Annotated in this window: 14 protein-coding genes; 7 read left to right on the top strand and 7 right to left on the bottom strand. The window is 64.7% G+C overall.

Annotation, left to right across the window (positions count from 1 at the left end):
• Positions 1-14: 14 nt before the first annotated feature.
• Positions 15-1,328: a PhoH family protein gene (locus ACLQ7E_RS20535; RefSeq protein WP_411734433.1), complete on the bottom strand. Its 1,314-nt coding sequence runs from the start codon at positions 1,326-1,328 to the stop codon at positions 15-17.
• 239 nt (positions 1,329-1,567) lie between these two features.
• On the bottom strand, positions 1,568-2,329 hold the full coding sequence (locus ACLQ7E_RS20530; RefSeq protein WP_411734432.1) for an isoprenyl transferase: 762 nt from the start codon (positions 2,327-2,329) through the stop codon (positions 1,568-1,570).
• 214 nt (positions 2,330-2,543) lie between these two features.
• On the opposite strand from ACLQ7E_RS20530, the gene trhA reads away from it, so the two are divergent.
• On the top strand, positions 2,544-3,224 hold the full coding sequence (gene trhA, locus ACLQ7E_RS20525) for a PAQR family membrane homeostasis protein TrhA (RefSeq protein ID WP_411734431.1): 681 nt from the start codon (positions 2,544-2,546) through the stop codon (positions 3,222-3,224).
• Between the two features lie 154 nt (positions 3,225-3,378).
• Here trhA and ACLQ7E_RS20520 read toward each other — a convergent pair whose 3' ends face one another.
• Entirely contained in the window at positions 3,379-4,308 is a 930-nt protein-coding gene (locus tag ACLQ7E_RS20520; protein ID WP_411734430.1) for a hypothetical protein, read from the bottom strand.
• A 152-nt stretch (positions 4,309-4,460) separates the two neighbouring features.
• Complete coding sequence (locus ACLQ7E_RS20515) at positions 4,461-6,701, bottom strand: thioredoxin domain-containing protein (RefSeq protein WP_411734429.1); 2,241 nt, start codon at positions 6,699-6,701, stop codon at positions 4,461-4,463.
• Positions 6,702-6,848: 147 nt separating this feature from the next.
• On the opposite strand from ACLQ7E_RS20515, the gene ACLQ7E_RS20510 reads away from it, so the two are divergent.
• From ACLQ7E_RS20510 to ACLQ7E_RS20495, 4 genes are all read left to right on the top strand, one after another.
• Complete coding sequence (locus tag ACLQ7E_RS20510; protein WP_411734450.1) at positions 6,849-7,154, top strand: type II toxin-antitoxin system RelE/ParE family toxin; 306 nt, start codon at positions 6,849-6,851, stop codon at positions 7,152-7,154.
• Positions 7,155-7,159: 5 nt separating this feature from the next.
• On the top strand, positions 7,160-7,396 hold the full coding sequence (locus ACLQ7E_RS20505) for a helix-turn-helix domain-containing protein (protein ID WP_411734428.1): 237 nt from the start codon (positions 7,160-7,162) through the stop codon (positions 7,394-7,396).
• A 91-nt stretch (positions 7,397-7,487) separates the two neighbouring features.
• Positions 7,488-7,667 carry a hypothetical protein gene (locus tag ACLQ7E_RS20500; RefSeq protein ID WP_411734427.1) on the top strand — a complete coding sequence of 60 codons (180 nt, stop codon included), beginning with the start codon at positions 7,488-7,490 and terminating at the stop codon, positions 7,665-7,667.
• An 839-nt stretch (positions 7,668-8,506) separates the two neighbouring features.
• The gene (locus ACLQ7E_RS20495; protein WP_411734426.1) at positions 8,507-9,067 is read left to right on the top strand and encodes a hypothetical protein; all 561 of its coding nucleotides are present in this window, start codon (positions 8,507-8,509) and stop codon (positions 9,065-9,067) included.
• 35 nt (positions 9,068-9,102) lie between these two features.
• On the opposite strand, the gene ACLQ7E_RS20490 is transcribed toward ACLQ7E_RS20495, so the two are convergent.
• The 3 genes from ACLQ7E_RS20490 to mca form a co-directional block, all read right to left on the bottom strand.
• Complete coding sequence (locus ACLQ7E_RS20490; RefSeq protein ID WP_411734425.1) at positions 9,103-9,330, bottom strand: hypothetical protein; 228 nt, start codon at positions 9,328-9,330, stop codon at positions 9,103-9,105.
• Between the two features lie 77 nt (positions 9,331-9,407).
• Positions 9,408-9,680 (bottom strand): hypothetical protein, encoded by a 273-nt coding sequence (locus ACLQ7E_RS20485; RefSeq protein ID WP_411734424.1) that lies wholly within the window; start codon positions 9,678-9,680, stop codon positions 9,408-9,410.
• A gap of 51 nt (positions 9,681-9,731) precedes the next feature.
• Entirely contained in the window at positions 9,732-10,649 is a 918-nt protein-coding gene (mca, locus tag ACLQ7E_RS20480) for a mycothiol conjugate amidase Mca (RefSeq protein WP_411734423.1), read from the bottom strand.
• A gap of 108 nt (positions 10,650-10,757) precedes the next feature.
• Between mca and ACLQ7E_RS20475 the strand changes: the two genes are divergently transcribed.
• Both ACLQ7E_RS20475 and greA read left to right on the top strand, forming a co-directional pair.
• Complete coding sequence (locus tag ACLQ7E_RS20475; protein WP_411734422.1) at positions 10,758-11,159, top strand: DUF4307 domain-containing protein; 402 nt, start codon at positions 10,758-10,760, stop codon at positions 11,157-11,159.
• Between the two features lie 266 nt (positions 11,160-11,425).
• Positions 11,426-11,920 carry a transcription elongation factor GreA gene (gene greA, locus ACLQ7E_RS20470; protein WP_411734421.1) on the top strand — a complete coding sequence of 165 codons (495 nt, stop codon included), beginning with the start codon at positions 11,426-11,428 and terminating at the stop codon, positions 11,918-11,920.
• Positions 11,921-12,129: the final 209 nt, after the last annotated feature.

Here is a 12,129-nt window from a genome sequence, read left to right as displayed (position 1 = left end):
CCGGAGCAGCGCCCTTAGTGGATCCGGTCCTCGAGCAGCTCGGTGACCAGCGCCGCGATTTCGGAGCGTTCGGAGCGCGTCAGGGTGATGTGCCCGAAGAGGTGGTGCCCCTTGAGCTGCTCGACCACCGCGGCGACGCCGTCGTGACGACCCACCCGCAGGTTGTCGCGCTGGGCCACGTCGTGGGTGAGGATCACCTTGGAGTTCTGCCCGATGCGCGAAAGCACCGTGAGCAGCACGTTGCGTTCCAGCGACTGGGCCTCGTCCACGATCACATAGGCATCGTGCAGCGAGCGCCCGCGGATGTGGGTCAGTGGCAGGACCTCGAGCATGCCCCGGCTCATGACCTCGTCGATGGCGTTCTTGGAGACCACCGAGCCCAGGGTGTCGAACACCGCCTGGGCCCAGGGGTTCATCTTGTCCGCTTCGGCACCGGGAAGGTAGCCCAGGTCCTGGCCGCCGACCGCGTAGAGCGGCCGGAAGACCATGATCTTGCGGTGTTCACGGCGTTCCATGACCGCTTCCAGCCCGGCACACAGGGCGAGGGCCGACTTGCCGGTGCCCGCCCGGCCGCCGAGCGAAACGATGCCGATCTCCTTGTCCAGCAACAGATCCAGGGCCAGGCGCTGTTCGGCGGAACGCCCGCGCAGGCCGAAGGCCTCGCGGTCCCCGCGCACCAGGCGCACCAGGTGGTTGCGGTCCACCCGGCCCAGGGCCGAGCCGCGCGGGGAGTGCAAGATCAACCCGGTGTTCACTGGCTGCTCTGCGGCTTCCTCGATCTCCAGGGACTCGTCGGCGTAGAGGGCCGACATGTTCTCCTGGCTCACGTCCATCTCGTGCACGCCGGTCCAGCCGGAGTCGGCGATGAGCTCGTTGCGGTACTCCTCGGCGGTCAGGCCCATGGCCGAGGCCTTGATGCGCATGGGCATGTCCTTGGACACCAGCGTGACATCCAGGCCCCCGTCGAGCAGGGCCTTCGCGACGGCGAGGATGCGGGTGTCGTTGTCCGCGTTGCGGAACCCCACAGGCAAGACGTTCGGGGCGATATGGTTCAGTTCCACGCGCAAGGTTCCGCCCTGCTTGCCGACCTCCATTTCGTTGCCAAGCCCGCCGTGCTTCCTGCCCAGGTCCTCGAGGGTCCGCAGCGCCTCGCGGGCGAAGTAGCCCAACGTGGGGTCGTTGCGCTTGTGCTCAAGCTCGGTGATCACTGTCAACGGCAGGACCACATGGTGTTCGGCAAAGCGCAGCATGGCGTGGGGGTCGGCGATCAGCACCGAGGTGTCCAGGACGAAGGTGCGGGTGCCTACCACCGCTGGTGTTTCGCTCACTGTCGTTTCCGACGCGGTGGGTGAGGTTGATGGGTTTTCCCGATTCGCTGCCAAGTATCGCTCCTCGCGGGGAGTTGCTCCCCCGTTCACCGGGCAATGACGGCTTCATCACCCGTTATGCCCCAACGTACGCCCATATCCACGGACAGTCATGAGGTGCGGGCAAAAGTCAGGTGTCGTTCAGGTAAATAATTGGCACCGCCACGGTTACCTTCGAACCGTCAGTCCGGGAGTCTGGATCAGGAGCCGAAGCGGCGTTGCCTGTCGGCGAAGTCGCGCAGGGCGCGCAGGAAGTCGACGCGCCTGAAGTCGGGCCACAGCGCCTCGCAGAAATAGAACTCTGAGTAGGCGCTCTGCCAGGTGAGGAATCCGGAGAGGCGTTGTTCGCCCGAGGTGCGGATGACAAGGTCCGGGTCCGGCTGCCCCTTGGTGTACAGGTGGGTGGCCAGCTGGTCGGGGTCCAGGTCCTCGGCAATCTGCGCCGCGTTCAGCCCGTTGGCGTGGCCCTGGAGCAACAGCGCCTTGACCGCATCGACGATTTCCTGCCGACCACCGTAGCCGACCGCGACGTTCACGTGGATCCCGGCGACATCGGCGGTGGAGGCCTCCAGCTCGCGCAGCTTGTTGGCCAGGTAGTCCGGCAGCAGTTCCAGCGCGCCCACCGGCTTCACGCGAACCGTCTTGGTTTCGCCCAACCGGTCCAGGGTGTTGGCAATGATTCCCATCAGGGCATCGAGTTCATCGCTGGATCGGCTCATGTTGTCAGTGGAAAGCATGTAGAGCGTGACCAGGTTGATGTCCAGCTCCTGGCACCAGCCCAGGAATTCAAGGATCTTGTCCGCGCCGGCTTGGTGGCCGCTGGCGGTTGTTTGTCCCGACAGCTTGGCCCAGCGCCGGTTCCCGTCCACGAGCACACCGATATGCGTGGGCAATTTTCCCGGGGTCAGTGAACCACGCAACCGTCGCTCATAGAGCCGGTAGACGAATCCCGGTAATTCCACGGCGATACTCCTGCTTGCGATAGGGGGGCGGCATGCGACCGTCCTCGGGCCGCATGCTCAGCTTAACGCTACCGGGTTCCTGCCCGGTGGCGCACCAAGACGCGGGCATTGTGCCTGGCAATACTCCCCGTAACGACCCCGGCCATCAACAATCCACGGCATTCCGGCAACCGAATGCCACCGTACCTACCGGCCGGTAGTTTAGGCTGGGTTCATGAGCCAACCATCCGGGACCCATCCGCAGCCATCGGTTCCAATGCAGCCGGCCAAGCCGTTGCTGCGCGGCTGGATCCACGCCATCACCGCACCCTTGGCCCTGATCGCCGGCGTCATACTGGTCGTTCTGGCACCTGCGGGTGCCGGAAAGATCACCAGTGCCATCTTCGCGTTCACTGGGGTGTTGCTCTTCACCGTTTCCGCGTTCTACCACCGCGGGAGCTGGTCGCCGACGACCACCCGCGTGCTCAAGCGGATCGACCACACCAACATCATGCTGCTGATTGTCGGCTCCTACACCCCGCTGGCCTGGGCCCTGCTTCCCGGAAGGTCGGCCACCATCTTGCTGGTCGCAATCTGGATCGGGGCCTTGGCCGGGGTAGGTTTCCGGGTCTTCTACACCGATGCCCCGCGCTGGCTATACACCCCGGTCTATGTGCTGCTGGGCCTGGCGGCCTTGCTGTTCATCGGGGACTTCTTTGCCGCCAGCCCGGCAGCGGCGATCCTCATTTGCGCCGGCGGCGCCTTCTACGTTGCCGGGGCGGTGTTCTATGCCTTGAAGGCCCCGAACCCCATTCCGGAGATCTTGGGATTCCACGAGCTCTTCCACGCATTCACGCTCATCGGTTTCGCCTGCCACTTCACGGCCATCACCATCGCGGTGCTCGGCACCGCCTAGCGTCCCCGGGGCTGACAGCCTCCACGCACCCTGAGCGCCTGCACCCAGCGGGTGCAGGCGCTCAAGCATTGCAAGGATTTCACGACACCAGCCCCCTGAGGTGATTCCGCATTCGGTTGGACCCGTTGCTTCGGCGGGCAACCAATCAGGGGGATCAGTACTGGTAGAGCTTTTCCGTCCAGCCCGAGGCGATCTTGCCGTAGCCCACGATGTCGGCGCCGGAGTTGTCGTCGTTCCGCTTGTCGAGGTAGAGGTAAACGTCGCCATTGCCAAGGACCCCGAGGAGCATCCGGGGCTGATTCGGCTTGCCCCATTCTCCGCAGGAAGCGCCGCTGAGGTATTTGAAGTTGCCCCAGGTGGCGGACTTCAGGTCCTTGCGGGACCACTGGTAGGGCCTGTCATGCGGAATCGTGTATTCCACCAATTTGCCGTCAACGGTGGTTGCCAGCAAGACATCGGCAGTGCGAGTGGTGCCGGCAATGACCGTTTGGCGGTCGTAGGCCAGCGTCTTGACGCCTTGCCATCCCGAGTTGCCGACTACAACTCGAGACTTTGGCGCTCCGACGCCAAGGACGTAGCGACCCAGTGCCCCGGAATCCGTCAGTCCGTAGACATATCGTCCGGTGCTGTTTCCGGCCGCGCTGGAGACCATGAGCCGTGTTTGCCCCCAGGTCACGGCCAGCCGGGTCGCCGTGACCTTGACGTCGTTGTAGCTCTTGGGGCCAATGGCGGTGACGGAATAGAAGCCGCCATCGCTTGAATTTGCGTAGAATCCCTTGTTGACGAATTCGATGCCTCCCGCGCCACCGGGTGGGAGCACCGCACGGGGCACGAAGCCGAGTCGTCCAGGATTCAGCTTCGTCGTGGTGATCTCGGCAACGCCCTGTTGCGTGACATATCGACGTTCGGTAATTTGGCCGCTGGAGGTCACGCCCGTTGCTCCGAAGTAGCAATTCATGCCGGGGATGGCCCGAGCGGACGTCGTGGTTTGCCCGCTGTCCGCTGTTGCGGGGCTGCCCGCCAGTAGCGTCGCGGCCAAGGCGACTATTGCCGCCAACGCTCCGGCTGTCTTCTTCTTCAGCATGATTGCCTACCACCGTTCATCGGGTTCCGTGCGTTGCGCACGATCACGATAGTAACAATGTTTTAGATAATAAGTACAACACTTCACCATATGCGGGAGCTCCAGGGTTCGCTTGTCCGCCCACGAAGTATCGGTGTCGGGCTGCCGGGCCCCTAGCGCCCCGGCACACTGCGCGAAAGCCCCGGCACGATCAAGGCCGCCAACGAAGGCAAGTCACTGACAGGCGCGTGGCAGAGACCGCCGCGGCACACGTAGAGCCGCAACTGGCCTTTCGGGCCGGCGGGGTATCCGGCCGCATCCGATTGAACATCGCGTGAGCCGAGTTGGGCCACGCCTGCCAGCACCCCCAGGCGCACCGCGGCCTGGCGCTCTGCATCGGTTCCCCCGGCCACGACCAGCTCCGTGCTGGAGCCGTGAATGAAGCGGGAAGCCACTCCCAGGGCGCTTCCGGCACCGTGGGGCGCGCGGTTGGCAAGCGCAGGTACGAAGCCCAGCAGCATGCGCACCAGGGCGAGGTCGGCCTCGCCGCGCTCGAACCCCGCTTCCGGGGCACTCCCGACGGTGTCCAACTGACTGCGGCCGGCCCGGTTCAGCAAGGCAGCAGCCAGCAGCGAGGTCGCGGCGGGCACCGCGTCATCCAGGGCCTCGGCGCTGCCGGAACCGCCGCGCATGGCCTGCACCCGGGGGTCATTCGCGGCGCTGTCCATCGGCGCCCCTCCCTCGAGGAAGAGGTCCAGGGCCGCAGCGAGGACATCGTCGGCCCGGGAGAACCAGAGAGGGTCCCCCGAAGCGACTTCCAACTGCTGGAATCCAAGCGCCACCGCCGCATAGTCCTCAAGCACCGCGGCAATGGACGTGCTGGCCCGCCCCTGGTGGCTGATGCGATGGAGCACTGCCTTCGTGTCACCGTTCGCCGGCACCCAATGCACCCGGTGCAGGTAGTCGGCCGTCCGGGTGGCAAGGGCAAGCATGCGCGGTTCACGCAGGAGCACCGAGGCCTCGGCCAGCGAGGCAATGGCCAGGCCGTTCCACCCGGCAACGACCTTTTCGTCGCGGCCCGGTTGGACCCGTGTGGCACGCTCGGCGCCCAGCTTCTTGAAAGCGTCGTCGAGCCCCGGCCATTCGGACAGCGTCGGGGTGCGGGACAGCGCGATGGTCATCGGCGCGCCCTGCGCCGAGAAGCTTGCCTGCCGTTCGTCCTCGGCCGGGAGCTGCGCGCCGTCCCACAGCTGCCAGAAGACGCTCCCGGCTCCCTGAGGCGTCTCGGGCCCTGGCCCCTGGGTGGTGGCCGGGCCACCGCCCGGCTCCCCCAGGATCGTTGCGACCTCGCCCCGGCTAAAGGTGTAGGTGGCACCCTCGTGGTGGGTACCGTCGGGCATGACCGTGTCGGCGTCAAGCGAGGAGGCGAATCCACCGCCAGGAAGCTGCATGTCTTCCTCCAGCCACCTGTTGATGCCGCGGGCGGAGACGCGGCAGAGCTCGGCGACCTCGGCGTCGGGCAGCTGCACCGCCGCGCGGGCGTAGAGCCCCAGCAGCTGGGCGTTGTCGTAGAGCATCTTTTCAAAGTGCGGGATCTTCCACTGCGGATCCACGCAATAGCGGGCAAAGCCGCCGCCCACGTGGTCCGCCAGCGCGCTGCAGGCCATGATGCCCAGGGTCTCAGATGCCAGTGTGGTGGCCTCCGCCGAGTCGGTTCCCTGCCCCAGTGAAGCCCGCAACAGGAAGTCCAGCACGGAACTCGGCGGGAACTTGGGTGCGGGAGAAAAGCCGCCGGTGGGATCCTTCAGCGCCACCAGCCGGCGCACAGCCGTGCCGATCACCGGTGCCAGCACCGATCCCGTGCTGGCGGTGGGCAGCGGCAGCGCCCGGGAAAACATCTTGGCCTGCCCGCCGGCAACGGAACCCAGGTGGTCGGCCAGCGTCGCTGCCTGCAGTTCCAGGGCGTCGCGGCGGTTGTCCCAGGCATCGGTGACGGCTTCGAGCACCTGGGCGAAGGACGGCATGCCCGGCCGGGGAAGGGGCGGAAAATAGGTTCCGGCATGGATGGCACGGCCGTCGGGAAGCGTGAATACGCTCATGGGCCAGCCGCCGGCACCGGTGAGAGTTTGGGTAGCGGCCATGTAGGCGCCGTCGACGGCCGGGTGTTCCTCGCGGTCGACCTTGATCGGCACGAAGTGCTCGTTGAGGTAGGCGGCGATCCCGGGGTCGTCAAAGGATTCGCGGGCCATCACGTGGCACCAGTGGCAGGCCGCGTATCCGATGGAAAGGAAGACCGGGACGTCGCGGGACGCGGCCTCCGCAAATGCCTCGTCTCCGTACGGCCACCAGTCCACCGGCTGGTGCGCGTGTTGGCGCAAGTAGGCGGAGGCGCTCGAGGCGATTCGTTGTCGCATATCTCCAGTCTCCCCCATGATGGATCTTCGAGTCGCGGTCCAGGAAACTATACGCATGCCAATCCCTTTGACCATAGAACTTGCAGGTTCCAAACTGGAGGCATGTGGAGCGTAGACATCGAGCTGATTGCCGAGTGGCTCGCTTAGCTGGACGCCGACTCGCAGGAGCAGGTCGTTGCCGCCATCCAACTTCTGGAGGATCTCGGCCCACATCTGGGCCGTCCCGTCGTGGACACCGTAGTTGATTCTCGACAGGCGAAGATGAAAGAACTACGTCCCGGCTCATCAGGCAGGTCCAAGCTTCGCGTCCTTTTCGCCTTCGACCCCAAGCGACAAGCGATCATGTTCATCGCAGGCGACAAGGCTGGGAACTGGGATCGCTGGTACAAGAAAAACATCCCCGTGGCTGACGATTTGTTCGACGACCACCTACGCTCATTGAAAGGAAAATGACCGTCATGGCCATGTCAATAAAGGACTTCCTCGCTGAGCACCGCGTAGACCGGGAGCGCGTCGAGGCACACAAAGACCGGATGCTCGCTGAGGTCCGCGCCTACCGGCTCCGTGAGCTGCGCGAGGCTGCAGGGCTGACGCAGGAGCAAGTCGCCACCCGGATTGGCGTCTCTCAGCGGCAGGTTTCCAAAATCGAACACGGAAATTTGGAGAACTCCAAGGTGGGCACCATTCGCGGCTAACTGGAAGCCGTCGGGGGCAACCTCACCATCGAGTACGTGACCGGCGACGCTCACTTCCAGATCGCATGACGGCAACTCCAGCCTTCAATTCATGAACTGGGGACTCGCGGCGGACATGGCAACGACGCTCGGTGTGATCGTCGCCCTCGCCGGTGTTATCGTCACGGTCGTGTTCGGCGTGCGTGCTGAGCGCACTTCCGCTACACGATCCGAACGCGCAGCCGCCCTGAGCGATGAGAACGCCCGCCGTGCCGTCGCAGCCTTGGAATAGCTCGCCTCGCAAGCGCCCACTGTTGCTGTCACTTTTCCCCAAAAGGTCTTTTGGGAGCTGAGCACATCGATCCGGGGACACCTAGCTACTCCGAAATTTCGGAGAGAAGACTGCTGGCCGAGTTGAAGTTGCTTCCGCTCCGGGCGCGAACATGGTCTTCCGCAAACCCGAGGTCGTCGACCTCGGCCCCGGTGAAGCCCTCACTTTTCTGGCAGCCCGGTCGTTTGCCACCTCGGACAGCACCAAGACCGTGACTTGGACCGAGGACCGCGACGACAACCGTAAGACTTGGCGCTATCCGCTTCCGCTCCATCCGTCAAGACGCACGTAGATGTTCTCCAGTGTTGGGAGGTGGCCCGGGGATACCAGGACATCCGGGAGGGTGATGTCCTCCGAGAGGGCGGCACCAGCATGACAGGCAATGCAAATGCGAACACCAAGTCCTCAGCCCGCAAACCCTGCTAATGCCCAAACCAGTCCGAGCAGAGTTCAGTCCCCTTGGGTTCAGAGGACGCAGGCGAAATGTTCGATAAGCCATACCTGCACTTGAGCGTCATACCGTGTAGTGCGCGTGTTGGCGCAAGTAGGCGGAGGCGCTCGAGGCGATTCGTTGTCCCATGTTCGCACCATATTCCAAGGACCGTAGCATCCGCTGACTGCCTCCACGGGACCACGGGCCGTCGAGTGGCCGATGGAAGCAGGGCCCCGGCCGGAGCCCATGGGGCGAGACCGAGGGAGAGATTCGGGACACGCCAGTGGCCGGGATCCGCTGGTACCGTTCAACCAGAACCGTTCGCCGAGAGAATCGGGCCCAAGCCATGCTTCCCCAAGTCATTCCGATGCTTCCGTGCACAGACATAGACCGGATCGCCGAGTTCTTCGTTGCCCTTGGCTTCAAGGTCACGTATCGACAGACCAAGCCAAATCCGTACGTCGCGCTGGAGGGCCACGGATTCCCGCTGCACTACTACGGGTTGGAGGGTCATCGCGCCGAGGACTCGCACAGCACGTGCGGGGTCGTGGTTGCGGACACCGAGCCCTTGTTCGAGGCCTTCGCCGCAGGTCTGCGGGCCAGCTACGGCAAGCTGCCAGTGGCTGGCCATCCGCGCATCACCCGCCCGCGGCCTCGCAAGAACGCCGGCGGGCTGTCCGGGTTCAGCCTGATCGACCCGGCCGGAAACTGGATACGGATCATGCGCGCCGGATCGGCAGAGCCGGAAGGGGAAACGTCCCGGCTGCGCCGGAGCCTGCTCGATGCCATCGTGCTCGCCGACAGCCATGGCGACGCGGCCCAGGCCGCGAAGATCCTGGCCGGCGCGGTGCGCCGAGCCGAGCCGGCGGATCCCGCGATGGCCGAGGCCAAGGAATTTCTGGACGAGCTCAGGCTGCGCCTGCAGTAGCCGGGAAGCGGTCGGCCGAGAACCAGCCGCAGGGTTCAGCTGTCCCGGCCCCGCAACGCCGCATACCCGGCACCGAGGAACACCAGCGTCCAGGCTGCCAGCACGGCAACCGCGGTGCCCGGGCCATAGGGCTGCTCCGCCGCAGTGCCCAGAACGGCCGCGGCATTGGCCGACAGGTAGCTGGCGGCTTCCTGCACCGCGTCCACGGTGAACAGGGGCAGGATCTGCGGCAGCCCGAAGGGCAGCACGAACGCCGCGGTCACGGCCCCGGCGTTGCACGCACGGCAACGGCCCCCGCGGAGCGATCTCCACGGGGGCCGTATCTGATGCAGGTGAGCGTCTAGCGCGCGGGCGTGTCCCCGGGCTCGTCGGGCTGGATTTCCTTGCCCTTTTCCACCAGCGCCTGCTGGCGGGCTTCGGCCTCGCCCTGGTAGCGGACTCGGCGGATGCGTCGGGTCATGTCACGGATCAGGAAGATGGTCACAATGACGACCGCTGCGGTGGCCACAAAGCCCGCGAATCCCGGGCCAATGCTCTGTGCTGCGTCGCCGACGGGCGCGCCGGGAACCGGGGAAGGACTAACGGAGGCTGCGTAAAGCAGGAACGAATACACGCGCGTGACTCTTTCTGAAAAAGTTGGCGGCCGGATTCACCGGCACGTTACCTATCTTAGACCGGCAAACAGGTCGGTCTCTGGGAGTGTGGTGGGAACAGAGGATTCGATCAGGGTGAAGTCCTCCCATGGCCACGCCTCGGCGTAGATCGCCTCGGGCACCGCAAAGAAGAATCCGGTCGGATCGATCTGGGTCCGGTGGGCCAGCAGCGCCCGGTCGCGGTGCTTGAAGAAGTCGGCGCAGTGGACCTGTGTGGTGGTTTCGTGCGGTGAGACCCACCCGAAGAGCTGGCGGTCCGGGTTTTCCTCCCAAGCGGCAATGCGCTCTGCATAGGGCGACTCGATGCCGGCTTCAACCATGGCGTAGTGCAGTGTCTTGAAACGCTCGGGGGCAAAGGCGCGGTCGTAGTAGAGCTTGGAGGTTTCCCAGGGCTCGCCAAGTTCCGGGGAGCTGGTGGCCTTGGCCGCTTCCGCAAAGGCGTGCACGGCAATCTTGTGCGCCTGGATGTGGTCCGGGTGCGGGTAGCCACCGTTTTCGTCGTACGCGATGATCACGTGCGGCTTGAATTCACGGATCAACTTGATCAGCGGGGCCGCCGCCCGGTCCACCGGCTGCAGGGCGAAGGCACCAAAGGGAAGCTCCGGCAGGGGGTCGCCCTCGGGCAGGCCCGAATCAACGAAGCCCAGCCAGCGGTGCTCGATGCCCAGCACCGCGGCGGCCTCGGCCATTTCCGTGCGCCGCACCCCTGCAAGGTCACGGTGTGCGTGGGCTAGTTCGCCAACGGCCGCGTTGAGGATGTCTCCGCGTTCGCCGCCGGTGCAGGTCGCCACCATCACGGAAGCGCCGGCCGCAATGTATGCGGCCATCGTGGCCGAACCCTTTGAGGATTCGTCGTCGGGGTGTGCATGGACTGCCAGCAAACGCAGGCCCGTTGAATCAGCGATGTGCTCCACGTTTCGTTCTTCCACCTAGGTAACTCCAACTTCTCATGCTCGGTGAAGGGTTCCCCTTGCCAAGGCTTAGACTGGTAGGGATGATTTCCCGGCCGCGACGCCCAAGAATCGAAAGAGGCGCCAATGTCCAGCTTAACTAATAGGTACGGTTCGCCCAAGCGGGGCCTGACCAAAAGAACCCGTACGACGCTGATCATCGGTTCCCTGGGCGTTGGCATGCTTGCCGCACTCTACCTGGCCACGGCAAGCCATTCGAGCGTCGAATTCAAGGACAACTCCTTCGAGGTCCTCTCCCCCACGATGGCCACCGCTACCGTTGACATCTCCAAGGACGCGGGCGCAACCGTGCAGTGCGAGGTGCGGGCGATGAGCGAGTCCTACGCCATTGTCGGCTGGAAGACGCTGGTCGTGGGACCCACCGAGGGCAAGGGCCTGACGACCACGCGCTACGAGGTTGAACTGCGCACCGAATCCCTGGCGACCACCGCTGGGATCGAGGAATGCCGGGTCATCAAGGACGCATAGTTCCCACATGGCCACCGTGTCCCGGACATTGTGAAGTGACCGAGACTCGCCGATACGCCAAAAGCTCAAACCTTGGGCAATTAGCCAAATGACGGCTAATATCTTTCTAATACGTTAATGCCCCGCTACAGAACGTGACGGACAAAGTTCTTCACCCACTGTGCGGGGTCTTTGCTTGCAAGATGTTCGTCGCATCATCGGGCGGGACCATCTCGGCATGTTGTTCCCCCAGGGAGTAGCGGCCCTGATTACACAAGGAGTACCACGTGACTACTACGAATCACGAACCAGTTGTTTGGCTGACCCAAGAGGCGTTTGACCGTCTGACCGTCGAGCTTGAGCATCTCTCCGGCCCGGGCCGCGCCGAAATCGTTGACCGCATTGAACAGGCACGTTCCGAGGGCGACCTCAAGGAGAACGGCGGCTACCACGCGGCCAAGGAAGAGCAGGGCAAGGCCGAGGCACGCATCTCGTACCTCAAGGACCTGCTGCGTCGTGCCCACGTGGGCGAGGCACCTGCCGATGACGGAATCGTTGAGCCGGGCATGCTGGTTCAGGCCATCATCGCCGGCGACAAGACCACCTTCCTCTTTGGCAGCCGCGAGGTCGCGGGGGACACCGACCTGGAGGTCTACTCCGAGCGGTCCCCGATTGGTGCAGCTGTCCACGGAGCCAAGTCCGGTGACACGCTCACCTATTCCGCACCAAACGGCAAGGAAATCACCGTCGAGATCGTTTCCTGCAAGCCGTACAGCGCATAATTTTTTCACCCACGCCCCGGCGTGATCGGTGGCCCGGTGGCCGCCAATGCTTCACCCACATGGATGTCTTGCCCCGCTTGGGGGCGATCGCCCGGAGGGTTGCCGCATTGGCGGCCATCGGTCTTTGGCCCCCGGGGTCGCACCCGTGCCACCACAAGGCAACGCCCCCTGGTGGGGGGGGCCGCCCCCGGGGGGGGGGGGGCCGGGGG

It is taken from the genome of Paeniglutamicibacter sp. (assembly GCF_046714615.1).
GTDB lineage: Bacteria > Actinomycetota > Actinomycetes > Actinomycetales > Micrococcaceae > Paeniglutamicibacter.
Note: the sequence above shows the minus strand (reverse complement) of the source record. Positions and strands in the feature narration are given on the sequence as shown.

Coding starts and splice junctions, on each gene's coding strand:
- trhA (WP_411734431.1), top strand. CDS start 2,544: ATGAGCCAACCATCCGGGACCCATCCGCAGCCATCGGTTCCAATGCAG.
- ACLQ7E_RS20520 (WP_411734430.1), bottom strand. CDS start 4,308: ATGCTGAAGAAGAAGACAGCCGGAGCGTTGGCGGCAATAGTCGCCTTG.
- ACLQ7E_RS20505 (WP_411734428.1), top strand. CDS start 7,160: ATGGCCATGTCAATAAAGGACTTCCTCGCTGAGCACCGCGTAGACCGG.
- ACLQ7E_RS20515 (WP_411734429.1), bottom strand. CDS start 6,701: ATGCGACAACGAATCGCCTCGAGCGCCTCCGCCTACTTGCGCCAACAC.
- ACLQ7E_RS20495 (WP_411734426.1), top strand. CDS start 8,507: ATGCTTCCGTGCACAGACATAGACCGGATCGCCGAGTTCTTCGTTGCC.
- ACLQ7E_RS20475 (WP_411734422.1), top strand. CDS start 10,758: ATGTCCAGCTTAACTAATAGGTACGGTTCGCCCAAGCGGGGCCTGACC.
- ACLQ7E_RS20500 (WP_411734427.1), top strand. CDS start 7,488: ATGAACTGGGGACTCGCGGCGGACATGGCAACGACGCTCGGTGTGATC.